General features: G+C 48.7%; 17 protein-coding genes, 1 other RNA gene and 1 other annotated feature. Of the genes, 3 read left to right on the top strand and 15 right to left on the bottom strand.

All coding sequences use genetic code 11. The features are described 5' to 3' along the window. Nucleotides 1-165: 165 nt before the first annotated feature. Entirely contained in the window at nt 166-585 is a 420-nt protein-coding gene (gene cymR / locus HP567_RS12510) for a cysteine metabolism transcriptional regulator CymR (RefSeq protein ID WP_012685608.1), read from the bottom strand. A gap of 97 nt (nt 586-682) precedes the next feature. Between cymR and HP567_RS12505 the strand changes: the two genes are divergently transcribed. Further along, nucleotides 683-856, top strand: a complete 174-nt coding sequence (locus tag HP567_RS12505; protein WP_162837766.1) for a hypothetical protein — start codon at nt 683-685, stop codon at nt 854-856. Nucleotides 857-872: 16 nt separating this feature from the next. Here the strand turns inward: HP567_RS12505 and HP567_RS12500 are convergent, their stop codons facing one another. The 7 genes from HP567_RS12500 to HP567_RS12470 all read right to left on the bottom strand — a co-directional run bounded on the left by HP567_RS12500 (nt 873) and on the right by HP567_RS12470 (nt 8672). After that, nucleotides 873-2231: an AAA family ATPase gene (locus HP567_RS12500; protein WP_173608440.1), complete on the bottom strand. Its 1359-nt coding sequence runs from the start codon at nt 2229-2231 to the stop codon at nt 873-875. 6 nt (nt 2232-2237) lie between these two features. Beyond that, nucleotides 2238-2993, bottom strand: coding sequence for a tRNA threonylcarbamoyladenosine dehydratase (locus HP567_RS12495; protein WP_173608441.1), 756 nt, complete (start codon nt 2991-2993; stop codon nt 2238-2240). A gap of 65 nt (nt 2994-3058) precedes the next feature. Beyond that, nucleotides 3059-3240, bottom strand: a non-coding RNA gene (gene ssrS / locus HP567_RS12490) — 6S RNA. Between the two features lie 50 nt (nt 3241-3290). Continuing rightward, nucleotides 3291-5081 (bottom strand): aspartate--tRNA ligase, encoded by a 1791-nt coding sequence (gene aspS / locus HP567_RS12485; protein ID WP_173608442.1) that lies wholly within the window; start codon nt 5079-5081, stop codon nt 3291-3293. A gap of 24 nt (nt 5082-5105) precedes the next feature. Then, nucleotides 5106-6380, bottom strand: coding sequence for a histidine--tRNA ligase (gene hisS, locus HP567_RS12480; RefSeq protein WP_173608443.1), 1275 nt, complete (start codon nt 6378-6380; stop codon nt 5106-5108). 125 nt (nt 6381-6505) lie between these two features. Next, nucleotides 6506-6764: a binding site (T-box leader), on the bottom strand. Between the two features lie 106 nt (nt 6765-6870). Next, nucleotides 6871-8394 carry a coproporphyrinogen III oxidase gene (locus HP567_RS12475; protein ID WP_173608444.1) on the bottom strand — a complete coding sequence of 508 codons (1524 nt, stop codon included), beginning with the start codon at nt 8392-8394 and terminating at the stop codon, nt 6871-6873. 107 nt (nt 8395-8501) lie between these two features. Then, nucleotides 8502-8672, bottom strand: coding sequence for a hypothetical protein (locus tag HP567_RS12470; RefSeq protein ID WP_012685602.1), 171 nt, complete (start codon nt 8670-8672; stop codon nt 8502-8504). Between the two features lie 155 nt (nt 8673-8827). Between HP567_RS12470 and HP567_RS12465 the strand changes: the two genes are divergently transcribed. Further along, nucleotides 8828-10717: an SH3 domain-containing protein gene (locus HP567_RS12465; RefSeq protein ID WP_173609118.1), complete on the top strand. Its 1890-nt coding sequence runs from the start codon at nt 8828-8830 to the stop codon at nt 10715-10717. 239 nt (nt 10718-10956) lie between these two features. Further along, nucleotides 10957-11451: a DinB family protein gene (locus HP567_RS12460; RefSeq protein WP_173609119.1), complete on the top strand. Its 495-nt coding sequence runs from the start codon at nt 10957-10959 to the stop codon at nt 11449-11451. 65 nt (nt 11452-11516) lie between these two features. On the opposite strand, the gene HP567_RS12455 is transcribed toward HP567_RS12460, so the two are convergent. The 7 genes from HP567_RS12455 to secD all read right to left on the bottom strand — a co-directional run bounded on the left by HP567_RS12455 (nt 11517) and on the right by secD (nt 20329). Next, on the bottom strand, nt 11517-12077 hold the full coding sequence (locus tag HP567_RS12455) for a short-chain dehydrogenase (protein ID WP_173608445.1): 561 nt from the start codon (nt 12075-12077) through the stop codon (nt 11517-11519). A gap of 22 nt (nt 12078-12099) precedes the next feature. Then, nucleotides 12100-12537, bottom strand: a complete 438-nt coding sequence (gene dtd, locus HP567_RS12450) for a D-aminoacyl-tRNA deacylase (protein ID WP_173608446.1) — start codon at nt 12535-12537, stop codon at nt 12100-12102. Between the two features lie 51 nt (nt 12538-12588). After that, nucleotides 12589-14760 (bottom strand): RelA/SpoT family protein, encoded by a 2172-nt coding sequence (locus tag HP567_RS12445; RefSeq protein WP_017247578.1) that lies wholly within the window; start codon nt 14758-14760, stop codon nt 12589-12591. A gap of 383 nt (nt 14761-15143) precedes the next feature. Beyond that, nucleotides 15144-15656 carry an adenine phosphoribosyltransferase gene (locus HP567_RS12440; protein WP_173608447.1) on the bottom strand — a complete coding sequence of 171 codons (513 nt, stop codon included), beginning with the start codon at nt 15654-15656 and terminating at the stop codon, nt 15144-15146. A 12-nt stretch (nt 15657-15668) separates the two neighbouring features. Then, nucleotides 15669-18014, bottom strand: coding sequence for a single-stranded-DNA-specific exonuclease RecJ (recJ, locus tag HP567_RS12435; protein ID WP_173608448.1), 2346 nt, complete (start codon nt 18012-18014; stop codon nt 15669-15671). Between the two features lie 163 nt (nt 18015-18177). Next, entirely contained in the window at nt 18178-19101 is a 924-nt protein-coding gene (gene secF / locus HP567_RS12430; protein ID WP_173608449.1) for a protein translocase subunit SecF, read from the bottom strand. Next, nucleotides 19091-20329 (bottom strand): protein translocase subunit SecD, encoded by a 1239-nt coding sequence (gene secD, locus HP567_RS12425; protein WP_173608450.1) that lies wholly within the window; start codon nt 20327-20329, stop codon nt 19091-19093. The genes secF and secD overlap by 11 nt, the downstream gene beginning before the upstream one ends. Between the last annotated feature and the right edge of the window lie 123 nt (nt 20330-20452).

Below are 20452 nucleotides of genomic sequence, written 5' to 3'. Positions count from 1 at the left end.
TGTCACCTTCTACCAACTTATAGTACGTGTTCAAAAAGTCGGCTTTTTAGCACCGAGAAGATGGCGAGCACCGGACTTCGGAGGTGAACGCCATATTCGATGTCGAATTAGCTTTCTGAGCTACTTCGTGATCAAAAGACGACTTTTTGAACAACCTCTTATATTTTAGATGTAAAACATATAATTATCGGCAGGACCATCGTCTTCAAAGCTGATCAAGTCTTGAAGAGAGGTCGAATCCAGAACAGAAGAAATACTATCCCGAATACGCAGCCATAAAAAACGCTTAGCCGGATCTTCTTCCTCTGCAAATTCCACAGGGCTGATCGGTCCTTCCAGCACGCGAATCACATCTCCAGCAGAAATCTCATCCGGCTGCTTTGCCAGAACGTAACCTCCATATGCGCCACGAATGCTTTTGACCAAACCCGCGTTACGCAGAGGTGCAATCAATTGCTCCAAATAATGCTCGGACAAATCGTGTTTTTGGGCGATGCTCCGCAGGGAAGTCGGCCCTTCACCGCAACGGTTGGCCAATTCCATCATGATCGTCAGCCCGTAACGTCCTTTCGTTGAAATCTTCACGTTAACAACTCTCCTCTTTGTATCGGTAATACGCGCCCGCCCCCTACATGTCTTCAGTATCGCGGGACACACTAACATCTTAGGGGGTGATATGCAAATGACAACGAACAAACGCTCGGAACGAGGTCGCAACCACCCGTCCGATACCTTGTACGACCAACCCGCAGGCACGATTGCTCACAAAGCCCGTTATGGTGCGAGTGAGCAGAGCAAACAGCCGAATGAAAACGGTGATTTGCCCAATAAACCAGGCGGAAATGTCCGCACTTAACATGTTAGCTCCCCCATTATTCGGGGGAGTTTTTCCTTGGCAATCCACGTTCATCCATCTTCTGTCTTTCTTCCTGGAAGCGGCGAATGTGACGCTCATAGCCGTGATCCTTTGGCTGGTAGAACGAGTAGTTTACACCGTCAGGCAGATACTGTTGAGGTACATACCCATATGGATAGTTATGAGGGTACAGATATCCCTGACCGTGTCCCAGCTTCGCAGCTCCCTTGTAAGCAGAATCTCGCAGATGAATCGGCACTTGCTTGTGACCATCCGTTCGGATACGATCCAACGCAGAATTAATTCCGTTGTAAGCGGCATTGCTTTTGGGGGCGGTTGCCAGGTACGTCGTCGCTTGTGCTAAAGGGATACGCCCTTCAGGCATCCCCACCAATTCTACCGCCTGAAAGCAGGAAATCGCAACTGTGATCGCTTGCGGGTCAGCATTTCCGATGTCCTCTGAAGCCGAAATGACCAAACGGCGAGAAATGAACCGCGGATCTTCTCCAGCATCAATCATCCTTGCCAACCAGTAAAGAGCTGCATCGGGATCAGATCCACGAATGGATTTAATAAAAGCAGAGATCGTATCGTAATGGTTGTCCCCACTCTTATCGTAGCGTACAGCCCTGCGCTGAATGGATTCTACGGCGACGTCCAATGTCACCGTAATTCTTCCATCCGCTCCTGGTTGCGTCGTTGTCACCGCCAGTTCCAATGCATTGAGCAATCGCCTGGCATCCCCTTCAGCGTATTGAATCAAATGCTCAGCCGCTTCCGGTTCTACGGTGACAAATAGCTCCGCCAATCCATTTTCTTCATCAGTAAGGGCCCGATCCATGACCTGCTTCAATTCCTCATGAGAAAGCGATTGAAGGGAAAATACTTGTGAACGCGACAAAAGCGCCGGATTCACCTCGAAAAAAGGATTCTCCGTCGTAGCGCCGATCAAAATAATCGTGCCTTCCTCCACATAAGGAAGAAGGGCGTCCTGTTGCGATTTATTGAAGCGGTGTATCTCGTCTACGAACAAGGTTGTCCGCTGACTATCCATGACGAGCCGTTCCTTTGCCGCATCTACCACTTTGCGAATGTCAGCGACACCAGCCGTAACGGCATTTAACTCGGAGAAATGCGTACGTGTGGTTCGGGCAATGACTTTTGCCAGTGTTGTTTTCCCTGTTCCTGGAGGTCCGTAAAAAATGACAGAGGACACTTGATCTGCTTCAATCGCGCGTCGGAGCAGCTTTCCAGGAGCTAAAATATGCGATTGCCCGATTACATCCTGAATCGTTTTCGGCCGCATCCGCGCAGCCAATGGCTTCTGTTTGCCGCCACCCTGCTGGTCATAGGCAAACGTGAATAAATCATCCATGTTCCACTATCCTTTTACAGGCTGCCACTCCAAAATATCTCTTGCCACTACACTGGCCAAAATTAAACCAGCTACAGAAGGCACGAAAGCATTACTTGCTGGAGGCATCCGCACTTTACTAATCGGTGAGTCCGGGTTGGAAACGATCTGTTCGCGTACATCTACACGTACGGTTACGGGAATCTCACGGGAATATACCACTTTTACCCCTTTGTAGATACCGCTTTTCCGCAGCTCACGACGAATGACCTTTGCAATCGGATCATAACTCGTTTGGGAAATATCGGCAACCTCAAAACGGGTCGGGTCCATTTTGTTCGCCGCACCCATGCTAGAAATAATAGGGATATTGCGACGCTTCGCTTCCTTAATTACATGTAGCTTTGCGGACATGGTATCCATCGCATCCACGATGTAATCCAGTTCATGCTCAAACAGCTCATGCGCTGTTTCTTCATTGTAGAACATATTCAGTGTAACGACCTCGCACTCTGGATTGATCGTCGCAATACGTTCCTTCATGAGCTCAGCCTTTTTTTGACCGACTGTGTTCAGCGTCGCGTGGATTTGGCGGTTGATGTTTGTGATGTCTACTACATCCTTATCTACCAAAATGAGCTTGCCTACACCTGTACGCGCGAGTGCTTCTACTGTAAAGGAACCGACTCCGCCAATCCCTAATACAGCAACGCGACTATTTTTCATTTTTTCCAAACCTTCGGGACCGAAGGCCAATTCACAACGAGAAAATTGATGAAGCATATTTCGTGTCACCTTTCACAAGCGAGTTTATAGTCAATCGGAAAAGTAGGATTGAAGTAGAAAAAAGGAGCCCCATTATGCCGTGTTGCTCCTTAGTTTTGAACCTGCTCATCGCAGGTGGGTGTCTTGCCGAACTGTTACAGACGTCCACTCTAAGGAGGCATGCCTTTACAATCACGGACGAAAAACTCCCTAAACAAACTTTGTGGCTCAAAACTATCGGATGTCACGGGCATCGCAGGGCTTTCATCATAGTATTACCAATGTATCAAAGAGCAATGCAGTTGCGCAAGTCGATTACGCTTCTACCTTTTCTTCTTCTGTGACAATTGTTGCAATGGACAGCTCTTTCAATTGTTTTCCGTCTACGACATCTGGTGCGTTTACCATCAGGTCGCTCGCACTTGCTGTTTTCGGGAATGCGATGACTTCGCGCAGGTTGGTGCGGCCAGCCAAGAGCATGATCAGACGGTCCAATCCAAGAGCGATTCCACCGTGTGGAGGTGTACCGTACTCGAATGCATCCATGAGGAAGCCGAATTGTTTCCGCGCCTCTTCTGGTGTAAAGCCAAGGGCGGTAAACATTTTTTCTTGGACTTCGCGCTTGAAGATTCGCATGGAACCTCCGCCGAGCTCGTATCCGTTGAGAACCATGTCGTACGCTTGTGCGCGCATTTGACCTGGATCGGTGTCGAACAGGTGCAGGTCTTCGTCTTTTGGACGTGTGAACGGATGGTGCAGGGCAACGTAACGTTTTGCATCCTCATCCCACTCAACCAGCGGGAAGTCTACTACCCAGAGGAATGCAAACTGGCTTTGGTCAATCAGACCAAGTTCAGCACCCAGCTTGGAGCGAAGAGCACCCAGCGCATCTGCTACTACTTTTGGTTTGTCAGCAACGAACAGGAGCAAGTCGCCTTCTTCTACCGCCAAGCGTGCTTTCATCTCGTTAAGCTCTTCTTCTTTAAAGAATTTCGCAATTGGCCCTTTGACCTCTCCGTCTTTGAAGCCGATCCAAGCCAAGCCCTTCGCGCCATAACGGGAAGCGAATTTGCCCAGGTCGTCTGCTTCTTTACGAGAATAGTGTCCGCAACCTTTTGCGTTGATCGCTTTTACTTGTCCGCCGCCAGCTACTGCTGCTGCAAACACCTTGAAGTCGCTTGTCGCAACCAGATCAGATACGTCTGTCAGCTCCATGCCGAAGCGTACGTCTGGTTTGTCAGAACCGTAACGCGCCATGGCATCCGCATACGTGAGACGAGGGAATGGAGTCGGTATGTCTACCCCAACCGTTTGCTTGAACACGTGAGCGACCATCTTTTCCATCATTGGCAGGATTTCTTCCATAGACAGGAAAGAGGTTTCAATGTCCACTTGGGTAAATTCAGGCTGACGGTCAGCACGCAGGTCTTCGTCACGGAAGCAACGAGCGATTTGGTAATACCGCTCCAAACCGGATACCATCAAAAGCTGTTTGAATAGCTGTGGCGATTGTGGCAGTGCGTAGAACTCGCCTGGGTGTACACGGGAAGGCACGAGGTAGTCACGTGCGCCCTCAGGCGTGCTCTTCTGGAGAATTGGTGTTTCGATTTCTAGGAAGTTGTTCTCATCCAGGTAGTCACGGAAAGCTTTTGCTGCTTTACTACGCAAAAGCAGGGAGCGCTGCATTTCCGGACGGCGCAAGTCGAGGTAGCGGTATTTCAGACGAACTTGTTCATCTACATCGATCTCATCTTCAATCAGGAACGGAGGCGTTTTTGCATCGTTCAAGATTTCGATTTCAGAGATGTGCACTTCTACTTCACCGGTTTTCAACTTCGGATTGACTGCTTCAGGTGCACGGTTTACCACTTTCCCTTTTACAACCAGTACGTATTCGCTGCGAACCTTGTCAGCCGCTTCCCAAGCTTCTTTGTTGTACTCCGGGTTGAATACGATTTGGACGATGCCAGTGCGGTCACGGAAGTCGATGAAGATAACGCCTCCGAGGTCGCGACGCTTTTGTACCCATCCGTTCAGTACGACTTCCTGTCCAACGTGTGCTTTTGTTACTTCTCCACCATGTACGGTGCGATATTGCCAAGACATGATCATTTCCCCCAATGATTTGTTTTATTGATTTACTTTTGCAGCGAGTACAGCAATGAGTTCCTCGCGTTTCACTTCTTGTTGCTCGCCTGTTGCCATTTCCTTTAGAACAACCGTGCCATTCGCTAATTCAGACTCACCGATGATCGCAGTAAAGCGAGCCTGTAAACGATCTGCTTGCTTCAGCTGTGCTTTCATTTTCCGATCCAGATAATCCAGCTCAGCCGCAATCCCCGCCTGGCGCAATTGGTCGACGAGTACGAAGGCTGTTGTTTTCGCTTCTGGTGTCTGCACCACTACGAAGCAGTCGATGCCACCCGAGATTGGCAGTTGAACGCCTTGCTTTTCCAGAGCCAATAGCAGACGCTCGATACTGAGTGCGAATCCGATGCCCGGCATATCGTCGCCGCCCAGCTCTGCAACCAGTCCGTTGTAGCGCCCACCGCCACATAGCGTTTCTACCGCACCGATCTCCGCCATTTTGATTTCAAATGCGGTCAGTGTGTAGTAATCCAAGCCGCGAACCAGGCGCGGATTTACATGAAACGGAATATCCAGCGCGGTCAAATAGTTTTGTACGGCTTCGAAGTGTGCCGCGGATTCCTCGCTCAAGTAGTCCAAAATGGACGGAGCATCCATCGTCAGTCTTTTGCATTTTTCATTTTTGCAATCGAGCACGCGCAACGGATTGCGATCGATACGAGACTGGCAATCCTCGCACAGCTCGGAGCGAACACCGTTCAAATGTGCGAGTAAATGCTCACGGTGACGCGCCCGGTCTTCTACCGTACCTACGCTGTTCAACTCCACAGAAAGTCCTGTCAATCCGAGCTCCTGATACAGACGTATCGCAAGGCCAATGACTTCTGCATCGATCGCTGGATCGCTTGAACCTATCGCTTCTGCACCGAACTGGACGAATTGGCGATAGCGGCCTGCTTGCGGACGCTCGTGACGGAACATCGGTCCTAAGTAGTACAGCTTGGTCGGCTGATTAGGCACACCGTACAGCTTGTTTTCCACGTAGGAGCGCACAACACCCGCTGTCCCTTCTGGGCGCAGCGTGAGGGCATCCGTACTGCGCGGATTGGCTACACTGTACATTTCTTTTTCCACGATATCCGTGGTCTCGCCTACACCCCGTTGGAACAACTCTGTGCTCTCAAACAGCGGTGTACGAATTTCCGCGTAATTGGAGCGGCGACACAGATCGCGGGCCTTGGCCTCCACGTAGTGCCACAGCTCTACAGTACCAGGCATGATATCCTGCGTACCGCGTGGGATCTGGATTCTTGTCATTCCTCTCGAACCTCCATGTCTTTTCAAAAACTCGGGCTAAAGCCAAACCTTCAGGATCAAGGAACTTTTCTTTATGACCAAATAAAAAAGCCCCTCGTCTCCTGACATTTAGCAAATCGCCGCATGTCAGGGACGAGAGACTGGTTATACTCCCGTGGTGCCACCCTGTTTGAATAGCCTACAATTACAAAAGGCTATCCCACTTATTAGCCGTTAACGCCGGCACACGCCTGCCAGTTACTGGGGAAAGAGATTTCTTTCAGCCGTTCACTGCGGTCTTCAGGGATGTCATTCACCAAGCCGTTATACGAAAGCACTCTCAGCCACGGCGCTTTCTCTCTGGGCATCCGGTTCCTGGATACTTGTTCCCGTCATCAGATCATTTCTTATTCAATAAAAAAGCTTAATGTGAATCATAGCAAACCCGCCAACAGCCGTCAACAGGCGCTCGAATAAAACTTTTTTTATTAAGAACAAGTATATCCATCACTTACTTCCCAGATACCTGTCCAGCCGTTCTCGCGCCAGAATAGATTTCATCCAAATCACGGAGCTTGTTATCCACCAGAACCTTGTACGTGTCGTTGTACGTTTTCGGGTCCTTCGGATTCGGAAAGCGCGTCAGCTTGCCGCTTCCTGGGGCCATCAGCTTGGATACCGCACCACAGCCGAGACCAAGGATCGTTTGTACCTCTTCCATGATCATGATGTTGTAGATGCTCTCCTGCCCTGGCTTGGCATACCCGACATTCTCCAGATTTCCCAAAATGTTTTTCTGACGATACAAATAGTACGGGTCATAACCGTTCGCTGCTGTCCACTCGGAGGCCATCTCCATCATCTTGCTAATTTCTTCGCGACTGGCGACCTTGTAGCGGTCTTTGTTCTGCGTCATCTCAGATGCTCTTTTGAAAGACAGCGTATGAACCGTCAGAGAGGCGGGCATCAGCTTTTCTACCTCTTGGAGGCTGTGTGCCAGCTCGGCTACGCCTTCGTTTGGCAGTCCGATGATCAAATCCATATTAATGTTCGTCAAGCCCATCTCCATAGCCAGATGGTACTTCTCAATCGTCTCTTCGACGGTGTGATGACGACCGATTGCCTGTAGCGTCTCCTGCGTAAACGATTGAGGATTAATGCTGATCCGATCCACTTCCCACTGCTTCATCACATCGAGCTTTTCGCGAGTGATCGTGTCAGGTCTTCCCGCTTCAACCGTCAACTCACGCACATCTCCCATGTGTGGAAACGAACGATGCATCGTCTCAAATAGCTGGTTCATGTCATCTGCGGTAATACTCGTTGGGGTTCCACCGCCGAAATAAATGGACGTGATCCGTTGATCATTCGCGCGAAGCCACTCTCCCATCCGCTCCATCTCGTAATGGAGACCTTCGAGAAACGGATTAACCGAAGCCGTATGACTGCGAATCGCGTATGCTGGAAACGTACAGTACGCACACTTCGTCGGACAAAATGGGATGCCGATATATACCGATAGCTCGCGGTCAATCTGATACAAATCAGGCACGACGCTAAGCTGCTTGTCTACGATTTCTTGCAAAAGCTTTAGCTTGTATGGTCGCAAAATTACATCCTGCTGCAATCTCTTATGTGCTTCCTGTCTGTCTACACCAGCGGCGTTCAACTGATGCAGCAATTTCGTCGGACGTATCCCGGTCAAGATTCCCCAGCCTTGCTCCATGCCTGTATATTCTTCCAGCATCAATAACAGCGCATAACAAAGAGCTTGCTTGGCTGTCTTTTTCATCGCTTTCTCATCACGTGCTACATAGTTTCGCTCCACCTGATGGGAGATGCTTCGCTTGCCATCGTATAACTCTCCCGATGCTACGACTCCATTTTCATGCACGGTCAATGCCAGCTTGATTTTCAAATCTGCCCCATCTGTCCACTCAGGTACAAAAGTGAGCGCTGGATCTTCATAAAATAATGCGAGAATTAAGGAGAGTTCCCGCTCGAATGCGTGTCCCTCACATATGATCTGTATCATGGAGTTCACCTGCTTTTTTCAAAAATGCCACTCCTCATCATAGCCGACGAGAATTACTCGGGTCAACTAGACAAGTTGTGGCATCATGTGCAAGGTGGCAAAAGCGGTCATTTCCGTTTTTGCCTGGGGTGTTGGATATCCCGCAAGCCCGGATGAAAATCTTGGGCCATTTCTGCATTTTGTAGTGACGTTTCTTTCTCTAAATCGTCTTGAAAATCGACAGATAAAAACTGCCGATTCAATCCTTGCGCGAATGTTTCCTTCTTTGACTGTCTCACGATGAATTCCTCCTGATAAGCTACGTTCGCTAGCGTCTAGTAAAATCTAGTATTGCCTTGGCTACAGAAAAGCAATCAGGGAAGTCATGCAGAACTTTGTCGTTTTTTGCAGGAAAAGGCAGGAGAAAGAGCGAAGTGATTATTTTGGTAAAAACATGCAAGAACGCTATGAATTCAAAAAGCTACGTATATCGGAAAGGATGTCTATCGTGTTTGTTCGTCAAAAGATCCTGAGGAGTCTCCTGACTGTCGTCTGTGCCATTTCCCTCCCCGTTTCTGCAGCCTGGGCCGCCGGTTCTGTTCAGGTCACAGTGGACAAGCTCAATGTCCGTTCAGGTCCCAGCCTCCAAGACGCTATCGTCACTACACTGCCGAACAAAACTGTGCTGCCTGTCATCTCCACCAAAAATGACTGGATTCAAGTAAAGCTTCCGAACGGTCAAAGCGGTTGGGTAGCGAACTGGCTCGTCAGCGCACAGCAACAGCAACAGAAACCACCAGCTGTATCTGCCAAGCAAGTGGAGAGCACCACAACGAATCTCAATGTTCGTTCTGGGCCCGGTCAGACATATGCAGTCGTACAAACGATCAATCCAGGTACGCGCTACCCTATCGTGCAAACGAGTGGCGAATGGCTCCAAATTCAACTCAACGCAGGAACAAAAGGCTGGGTAGCAAACTGGCTTGTAAAAGAAGTAGGTACGGGACAAGCAGTTTCCCCTCCCTCTACAGGTAGTACTCCCCCAACGACCAATCCAGCGGGAACAGGCTCACAACAGAAGCCTCCTGCTGTACAAGGAGCCAGCCTAACCTTGGATTTCGCTCCGTACGTATACGCTACGCCGGATGCCAGTACACCTGCTATCGGTCAACTACATGCGGGCGAGAAAATCACGGTCTTGAACAAACAAAATGGTTGGATTCAATTCCCTTACGATGGAGTCAATGCTTGGCTCTCCACCGATCAAACCAACCCGAATACAGGTCAACCGACTCTACCCGAAAATGGAAATGGAAACAAACAACCTCAGACTGGGCAACCATCCTCTTCCAGTCAAACCGCCACAGTAAAAACGGACGGATTGAATCTGCGAAGTGAACCGAACACAACCAGTGCCATTCAAGCTACACTATCAGTCGGAAGCAAGCTGACTGTTTTGGAAAAACAAGAAGATTGGTACCGCATCAACACGGCGGACGGAAAAACTGGCTGGGTGGCAGGCTGGCATATTACGGTGAACCAACCAAGCATGCCTACTCCGACTGGCCCATACGTGACGATCATGAATCCAGATACCAATGTTCGTTCTGGTCCGAGCACCGATCACGATGTTATCAAACAGGTACAACCTGGCGAGAAATACGGGATTGCCAATAAATCAGGCGAGTGGTTCCAAGTAAACTTCCCTGATGGCTCCACAGGCTACATTGCGGGCTGGCTCGTTTCTGCGAATGGTGCGCCAGCAGTGGTGCGCAGTAATGATCTTGCCGGCAAAGTCATCGTCGTCGATGCTGGACATGGTGGCACAGATGGCGGTTCGACGGGTTCCAGCTTCTCTACTTTAGAGAAAACAGTCAATCTGCAAGTATCTCTGCTCCTGCGCAACAAGTTGGAATCGGCAGGTGCCAAAGTCATCATGACACGGGCTGATGATCGCAAGCTGACCCTGCAACAGCGCGTCGACATCGCGATTCAAAATCAGGCTGATATTTTTGTCAGCGTCCATCATAATACGCATCCAAACTCTGCAACGAATGGCTCGATTATTTTCTACTACAGCCAAGGTAACTCTAGCAAGCTCGCCTCCCTGGTTCAAACGGAACTGGTCAAAGCGACAAACTACAAGGACATGAATTATCGGTACGGAAACTATTTCGTTCTACGCGAAAACCCGGTGCCATCCATTTTGGCCGAGATCTCCTTCTTATCAAACTACAACGATGAGATTCGCGCACGTTCTGAGAAACAGCAGGATCTTGCGGCAGAAGGTATGTTCAAAGGGATTGTCCAGTACTTTAATACACAAAGCAATCAGGGAGGCTGATCCCTCTCTTACTAAAACCTCCATGCGAAAAAAGCTGGCTCAAGCTCACTCGTATGGAGGTTCTTTTATGGCCTATCCAATCGCATTAAGGCAGGACTGGCAGGAATTCCCAAATGATTTGCGAATATCATAAGGCATCGAAAGGAGTGATGACGGATGAAAAACAATCACAATATCAGTAATCGCACGGTATGGACGCAGGTGATCACAAGTTAACCTTTGAAAATGGAGTGATTTCTATTAAGACCATGTTTGAGTACAATTGGATGGTTCGTGAAGAATGGCTGAAATGGTGTGAGGATGTTCCACTGGAAGAATTGCTTCGTCCGCGCCTCGGAGGTGTCGGAGGTATTTTGCATACACTGTTCCATGTCATTGATGTAGAGTGGAGCTGGATTCAAGTCATGTTGGGAAGGCCTGATTTTCAAGAAAGCTTCAACCTTTACAAACGGTTGGAAAAGGTTCGTGAGCTGGAGGCAACTTTCCGCCCTGATGTGCTTCAATTTTTGCGCAATTGGGATGAAAGTATGGAAACAAGAGCCTTTCAGGATACGAAACCAGACGGTAGCATCGCTACGTACACATGGGGTGAAATTATGCGGCACATGATTGCTCATGAAATCCACCATGTCGGACAACTTTCGATATGGGCACGAGAAATCGGGAAAAAACCGATTTCTGCAAACCTAATTGGCAAAAATCTAATCCTCCCAACAGCCACTTACATTCACTGACCCGATTTCGTACTGAAACGACAAAAACGATTGCATTCGGCAATCGTTTTTTGTATTTGACTTCGTTATCTGGATGAATAAGCGGGGCGTTTTTCCCATGGCTCGACCTGACCAACGATTATTTGTTGTTCATTTGTTTGCAGAGCGTTAATCACCCCAGCCGCAATTTCATCATTCGTCAGCCAGCGTGAATGTTCACCTGAACATGTAAACCCGAGGATGACCCGTCGATAATGGCAAACTTCCGATGTAGGTTCTTTCGGTGAATTTTTCCAAGCACCGCTCCCACACACATGCAGCAATTGCCAGTGCTTCTCAGGACGCGACAGTTCTTCCACGATCACCGAGAGTGCATGCGGTGCAGTCGAATGAATCCATGCGACAACCACATCCATCGGCCCTCTCTTCTCTACGAGCTCGGTCATAGCCTGACGCAAGCTGTCTGTCTGATGATAGTCCTGTGGCAGCAAATGAATCGACTCCGGATGAATGGAACCGTCTCTAATACGACTTAATTTGACTGGATCCCGACCAAGGACAGTTACTTGATAGCCTTGGCGAGCCAGCCATCGGGAAACCTCTGCAAGCATGCCACTCGCACCGATAACCAATGCTTCTTGCGCCATGATTTCATCCCCTTGGTTGTGTTTATGATTCCACAATCAATGTGACAGGGCCATCATTTAACAGACGCACGTCCATCATTGCACCAAAGCGTCCTGTTTCCACATGGAGCCCTTTTTCCCGCAACTTGGCGTTAAACAGCTCATACAGCGGTTCAGCCTGCTCAGGTCGTGCAGCAGCCATGAAGTTGGGTCTTCTGCCCTTTCTGCAATCCCCATACAGTGTAAATTGTGATACGGACAAAATTTGACCACCCTTGTCTAAAACAGAGAAGTTCATTTTGCCTTCCTCATCTTCAAAAATACGCAAGTTCGCAATTTTGTCTGCGACAAATTCGACTTCTTTTTCTGTGTCTTCATTCGTAATTCCTACCAGCAGCATTAAGCCGTGATCAATTTGTCCGACGATCTCTCCTGCTACGGTCACACTCGCTTCTCTCGTTCTTTGTACGACAACTCTCACACTGATTCATCCTTCCCCTTCGCTAAACAAGAACACCTAATCCACGAGGGATCAGGTGCTCAGTATCCGGCGAACCGAATATATATCTTTGATGCGCTTAATGCGCTCTACTACTTTCAACAAATGATCCACATTGCTAATCGATATGGTCATATGAATCGTTGCCACTCGGTTTTTATCGGACTTGCCACTGACAGCCGCAATATTCGTCTTTGTCTCAGCGACAACCTGCAATACATCGTTTAACAGTCCGCTCCGATCATTGCCTGTGATCTCGATCTCTACATGGAAATTATGTTTGAAATCGGTATCCCATTCGACATCAATCAGACGCTCTGTACATTCATCAGTCAGTACGTTCGGACAGTCCAGTCGATGCACCGATACCCCACGACCTCTCGTAATGAAACCGATAATCTGGTCTCCTGGGACAGGTGTACAACAACGAGAAATACGGACGAGCAAATTATCCAAGCCACGGACTTTGACGCCAGACTCACTCTTGGCAGAACGATTTGCTGGATTCGGTTTGACCTCAGGAATGGTCGGGTTTTGTTCTTCGCGCTCCCGACGAAGTTTGTCCAGGAGACGAGTCGCAATTTGCGAAGCCGTAATGCCGCCATAGCCGACTGCGGCAAACATGTCTTCTGCCCCTTGGAAATTAAAACGGGCTGCCGCTTCCTTCAGGTTCGTTTCCGTCATCGCTTCTTTTACATCAAAGCTGCGCGATTTGATCTCCGCTTCCACCATCTGCTGACCTTTGGCGACGTTCTCTTCCCGCTTCTCTTTTTTAAACCACTGTTTAATTTTATTTCGGGCATGCGCGGATTTGGCCATCTTGAGCCAGTCCTGACTAGGACCGTACGAGTGCTTGGAGGTTAGGATTTCGACGATATCGCCTGTTTTCATCGCGTAGTCGAGCGGTACAATCTTGCCGTTCACTTTGGCGCCAATCGTTCTGTTTCCTACCGCAGAGTGAATCCGATAGGAGAAGTCCAGCGGTACAGAGCCTTTTGGCAGCTCAACGACATCACCTTTTGGCGTGAAGACGAAAACCGTATCGGAGAAAAGATCCTGCTTGAGGCTCTCCATGAATTCTTGCGCGTTCGGAGCTTCTTCTGACCCACCTTCGATAATCTCCCGCAGGCTGCCCAGCTTCTCTGCAAACGAGCCTTGCACGATGCTTTTGCCTTCCTTGTACGCCCAGTGAGCCGCGATCCCGATCTCTGCTGTCTGGTGCATATCCCACGTGCGGATTTGCACTTCCAATGGCTCACCTTTTGGCCCAATCACTGTCGTATGAAGGGATTGGTACATGTTCGTCTTTGGCATGGCAATGTAATCTTTGAATCGACCTGGCATCGGCTTCCACAGGGTATGCACGATACCGAGAACCGCATAACAGTCGCGGATGTCATTCACGATGATCCGCAATGCAAGCAGGTCATAAATCTCGTTGAACTGCTTGTTTTGTCTCGTCATCTTTTTAAAAATACTGTAGATATGCTTCGGACGTCCCGAAATTTCTGCCTCAATGTTTAACTCGCCCAGCTTTTCTCTGATCGTATCCGAAGCTTCATTCAGGTAGGCTTCTCGCTCCACCCGTTTCTTTTGCATCAAATTCACAATCCGATAGTACTGTTGCGGATTCAAATACCGAAGCGCTGTATCTTCCAGTTCCCATTTGACGGAAGCGATCCCCAAGCGATGAGCGAGTGGCGCAAAGATTTCCAGCGTTTCATCGGAGATCTCTCGTTGCTTCTCCTCGGACATGTGCCGAAGTGTCCTCATGTTGTGCAGACGGTCTGCCAGCTTGATCATGATGACGCGGATGTCCTGTGCCATGGCAACCAGCATCTTGCGGTGGTTTTCGGCGAGTTGTTCTTCTTTGGACTTGTATTTAATTTTTTCCAGCTTGGTCACACCATCTACCAGAAGAGCAACATCTGGTCCGAACTGCTCACGGAGGTGATCAAGCGTAATCTCGGTATCCTCTACGACATCATGCAAAAATCCAGCCGCAATCGTAACCGCATCCATGTGCAGGTTTGCGAGAATTCCCGCCACGGCGATTGGATGCATAATGTAAGGAACGCCTGATTTGCGTATTTGCCCTTCATGCGCTTTTTCGGCAAGCTGATAGGCACGTGTAATCAGGTCCATATCCGATTGTGATAAATAGGTGCTTGCTTTTTTTACTATCTCATCAATGCCGGTAATCATAGTTCCCTTCCCTTATCCTCTCAGTAAAATAACCTCGATCGAGGCCTTCTCACGGAGGAGCGACCGCATTATAGCGGAAAGTTTCACCGAAGTATTGCCGGAAGCAGAAGCTGAGGCACTTCGTGATGCGCTCCGGAAAGTTTAAGCCTGGACGCATTTCGCACTGTGAAGCACTTGAACTTTCCTATACGACTAGAAAACTTGGGCGTTGCCAAGTCTTTTGGCGCAGGCGAAGGCTTACTTGCACGTATCATGTCTGTCTATTTCATACTATTATCTTGTATGTCGTTCGTCTTGTAAAGCTGAATTCCCCTGTAAAGTATGTACAGTCGTAGAAAAAAGAAAAAAACGGGCATTTGACCCGTTTTTCCTTGTTGCATCAATTAATATTGAACGAGCGATTTGACAGGAATTTCACCTATTTTGCTACGTCCATCCAAGTAGGACAGTTCGATAAAGAAGGCAGCTCCTACTACTTTTCCTCCGAGTTGCTCAATCAAATTGATTGTTGTCTCAATGGTTCCACCTGTCGCCAGCAAATCGTCTGCAATCAGAACACGCTGACCTGGTTGGATCGCATCTACGTGTACGGCCAGTGCATCTTTTCCATACTCCAGGTCGTAATCCGCCTTGATGGATTCATATGGCAGCTTGCCAGACTTGCGGATTGGTACAAAGCCAATTCCCATTTCGTACGACAATGGCGCACCTACTACGAATCCACGAGCTTCTGGACCCGCAATCACGTCTGCTTGTACTTCACGAGCGAAGACCGCCAAATCTTGAATCGCAGCTTTGTAAGCAGGGCCATCTTTCAACAGAGTAGTGATGTCCTTGAAACGAATACCTGGCTGTGGAAAATCTGGGATAACACGAATGTATTGTTTAAAATCCATGAAAAATTCCTCCTAAACGGTGGTTGGTTCCACCAATTGATGAAGCGCTTGAATCATTGCATCGGAAGAAGATAGTAATAAATCCGTAGCAAGCTGTGCCTCTTCCTTCCAATTCGCATAGAGCACAGAGCTCTCGAGCGGCCTTTTGGCAGTGTTTGCCTGCAGCGTGTACTGCTCGGCCTCCTCTACTAAAAACTCTAGCTCCATAAAGATGGCGATCATGCCGTCTAATAGATTTCTTTTCCATTGCAGCTTTCTGGCCAATGCATCAATATGGATTTTTTTAACAGTTGGCACCTGAACGAAAAACTGGTACAACTGTTTAAAATGATCTCGGCCCGGACAGGAAAGCCGCTCCATTCCTAAATCCGGATCACCAAACAAACAGTAAATGCGCTCCGCTTGTTTGAGCAAGACACGAACCACTTCCAAGTCAGAACGGCGCGTCGGCAAATCATACAAAATCACATTGGATGAGGCTGTAATATTCCCTTCTCGACCAACCACGAACAAGGAATTCACCTGTTCGCTTGTTGCTTTCGCTGCCAATGGCTCATAGCTTTCCTCGCGAAACAGAATAGTCACCGAATTAGACTCCGCCATCACTTGCTGCCATTTCTCTATCTTGTCACGGCTGCCTCGCCAGTCAAATACTTGCTGATGTCCAACAGACAAATCACGGATCGTCAGCTGAGGCTTTCGATTTCCGTTCCATTCGTTTACAGACAATTCTCCCAATACGTGAAAACGTGCCTTGGGCGTTACTCTCTTTGTTACATGTGCCCAGTTGAAGCCAATTGCATCCAAAGAGGTCCCCGCTTTGCTCAATGTACACTTTAAATGATTGTCATCTCGCCCAATGATGCGCATACCTTGTGTCTCTACTTCTTCTAACAAAACGAGCGGAGTTGGATTCCCCATGCCATATGGGGCGAGCTGTTCGAGTTGCTCCGCTGCGGTCAAACTGATCTCTTCCATGTTCATCGCAACGTCCACTTTGGTCATCGGCGTGAAGTCTTCAGCGGACAACCACTCTCCAGCAAGCTCGTTTAATTTTTGGCGTAATAAGTCGAGATTTTCTACAGGCAAGGTCATCCCCGCTGCCATCGTATGACCGCCATAGTGCGGTAGCCAATCCTTGCAAGCAGTCAGACCTTCATACATATCAAAACCTGCAATGCTCCTCGCCGAGCCTTTTGCTGTTCCTTTTTCCGGATCGATGCCAAGCACAATCGTGGGACGGTAAAAAAGCTCAACCAATCGGGAAGCTACAATCCCTACCACGCCCACGTTCCAGCCTTCTTTAGCCAAAACGAGAACATTGTTCTGGTCTGGCGGATACAGCTCATTCACCATCTGTACAGCTTCCTCGGTCATCGCTGCGACGATTTCCTGACGTTCACGGTTTAAGTCGTCCAGCGCCTGGGCACATTTCTCTGCTTCGTCCATATCCGAAGTCGTCAGCAGTTTCACAGCGGATTCAGCCGTCTCCAGCCTTCCACTTGCATTTAGACGCGGTCCAAGCGCAAAGCCTACATGTCCCGCAGACAGCTCGGTATCGGCTAAGCCACATACTCGGATTAAGGCCTGCAGCCCAAGGTTCCTTGTATGATTTAAGCGCTTTAATCCTGCTCGAGCCAGAATGCGATTTTCATCTACCAACGGCACCAGATCCGCTATCGTCCCCAAGGCAGCCAAATCTGCCAAATGCAGAGGCGGCTCCTTCAGCAAGGCATGCCCCACTTTAAAGGCGACCCCCACTCCCGCCAACATATCAAACGGGTACGAACAACCAGGCTTCTTGGGGTTAATCACAGCAAATGCCTCCGGGATGATTGCCGGAGGTTCGTGATGGTCGGTTACAATGACGTCAAGACCCAACTGGTTCGCGTACGCTACCTGTTCGACTGCACTGATCCCTGTATCGACAGTGATGATCAGTTTATAGCCACTTTGATGCAGATGCGCCAAGGCGTCTTTATGTAACCCATACCCTTCTGTAAAACGGTTGGGAATGTAGTAGTCAAAAACAGCGCCGAGTTGGCGCAGTAGATGTACCATTAGCGATGTGGAGCTAACCCCATCGGCGTCGTAATCGCCGTATATGCAAATCGGTTCTTGCCTCTGAATGGCTTGTTGAATGCGATGCACGCTTTGTTCCATTCCATCCAGCAAGAAAGGGTCATGAAACAATTCTGGACCGGCTTGCAAAAAATCACGAGCCTTTTGTGATGTGTCAATGCCACGTATCACCAGTAGCTTTGATACGAGCGGAGTAAGCTGGCAATCTGCGGCAATACTAGCAGCAAGCTGCTCATCATAGGTGGCCAGTTTCCAGCGTGTTTTCGCTTTCAGCATGGGCTTTCCTCCAATCCTCATTCATTATAGAGGATGGAGCAGGAAGCTGACAACTGCATAAAACATACCGTTTTATGCAAAACTCTCATACGGCTTCAAACTGCAGCAAATACAGAAACAGAGAATAGAAAAACCGCAGGGTTCCCTGCGGTTTCATCCACCTTTACATTCCTTCTTTTTTCTTTTTCATATTCCGTTCTTTCAAATTCACCCATACTTGGGCTGCAATAAAGATAGAGGAATACGTACCACTCACCAGACCGAACAGCAGGGCCAAGGAGAAGTTCTGGATGCTCTCGCTTCCCAAAACAGCCAGTGCAAGAGCTGTGAAGAATACAGTCGCTACCGTGTATACAGAACGGCGCATCGTTTGCCACAGTGACACGTTTACCAGATGTTCCAGTTCAGGAATTGTCTTGGATTTCATCGTTCTCAAGTTTTCCCGAATCCGGTCGAAAATAACGATTTTATCGTTAATCGAGTAACCCAAGATCGTCAGAAGCGCGGCGATAAAGGTAATGTCTACCTCCAACCCGAGGATAGAGAACAATGCAATCGGGATAAACACGTCATGGGCAAGCCCCACGACACATGCAATACCGAACAGCCATTGGAATCGGATCGCGATGTAGATGGCAATACCCACAGCAGCAATCGCAACCGCAATCCCTGCTTTTTTCACCATCTCTTGCGCAATACTCGGATCAACCGACGAAACCTGTTTCGAGACCTGCTCACCATATTTTGCTTTGAGAGCCATTTCCACTTTCATCAGTGTGTCAGATGAAATGGTTTGGTCAAAACGTGTATAGGCCTGACCATGATTTTCCCCGTACGGAGTGACCGCGCTGAAATTCACATTAGGAACCTCTTTCTTGATCACTGCTTCTATATCTGTCGGATTGAATTGTTTTCCAATGTAAAGATCCAAGCGAGTTCCTGCCTTGAAGTCAACGCCAAGGTGAAGTCCTTGAAATAGCGTAAACAGAAGGCCGATGATAATAATCACAGAGGAAGCGATGAAAAACTTCCTGCGATTTTTCACGATGTCAAATCTGATTACTGTATGGTCTTTATCATAGCTCACGGATCTCACTCTCCTTTACCCCGAACCAAAACGGCTTTTTAAACATGTTGGAACGGACAACCAGCCAGAGGAGGAAGCGGGACCCAAACACGTTGGTAATGATACTTACGATAATCGTCATCGCCAATACAACAGCGAAGCCTTGTACGGAGCTCGTCCCGAAGAAAAACAGAACGCCCGTTGCAATCAGTGTCGTCACATGAGCATCGATAATCGTAATCAAGGAACGGCGTTCACCTGCACGGAAGGCAGAGAGAACCGTCTTGCCAGAACGAATTTCTTCCTGGATGCGCTCATAGGTAATAATGTTGGCATCCACGGCAATCCCTACCGCCAAAATAAATCCAGCAATACCTGGCAGCGTCAGCGTTGCATGCATCCAGTCGAGTACGACCATACAAAAATAAGTAAATCCAGCCAAGGTAATGTTTGCAATCATACCTGGCATACGGTATACAACTAGCATGAAAATAAAGATCAGCGCAGCCCCGATATATCCTGCATACAAGGTTTTCTCCAGAGCCAGAGTTCCCAAGGAAGCACCCACGGAGGTTACTTGCTTCTCAATCAATTTGGCTGGCATCGCACCGGAATTCAGTAGATCAGCCAATTCCTGTGCCGATTCCTGTGTGTAATTTCCAGTAATTTGCGCGCTACCACCAGAAATGACCGATTGAATGGTCGGATTAGTTTGCATCGTCTCATCCAAAAAGATCGCCATTGGCTTGTGCAGGTTTGCACGTGTGGCGTCTTCTAGCTTCTTCGGGTCAGAGAATTTCAGGGTTACGAGCGGGCGTTTCAGGTCGTCATAACCAACTGCTGCCCCGTTTGGAGCCAAGTCACTTCCTTGCAATATAATCTTGCCATGTTCATCACGGAATGTCAGATGAGCAGGCTTCCCGATCAACTCGCGAAGCTTGTCCTGATCCGCTGATTGTGATGCGATTTGAACGCGAATCCGGTTTGGCAATTCGGTAGTGGTGACTGGCTCAGCCACGCCACCGATGTTAATCCGTCTTTCAATCATGTGTGCTGTTGATTTCAAAAGCTCGATATCAACTTTGTGCCCAGCCTCGAGAGGCTCTACCTCATACAGAATCTCAAACCCGCCCTGCAGGTCCAGACCGAGTGTGATGTTTCCTGCCACCTGCTTGGTCGTTGTTGCTACGAGCGTAGCCAAAAGCCCTACAACGACCAGAAACAGGAGGAATCTTCCCCATTTAATCATAGTAGTAATACCCCTCTTTCCTAACAGGGTCCCGTCCTAGACGAGAAACCAATATGCCCATTATAACGAAGTACAAAAAAACGTGTCAATTATTGCTGGAAAGGTGAACCATGGTAACCAACC

Source organism: Brevibacillus sp. M2.1A (assembly GCF_013284355.2).
Lineage (GTDB): Bacteria > Bacillota > Bacilli > Brevibacillales > Brevibacillaceae > Brevibacillus.
This window is presented reverse-complemented; position numbering and strand designations above follow the sequence as displayed.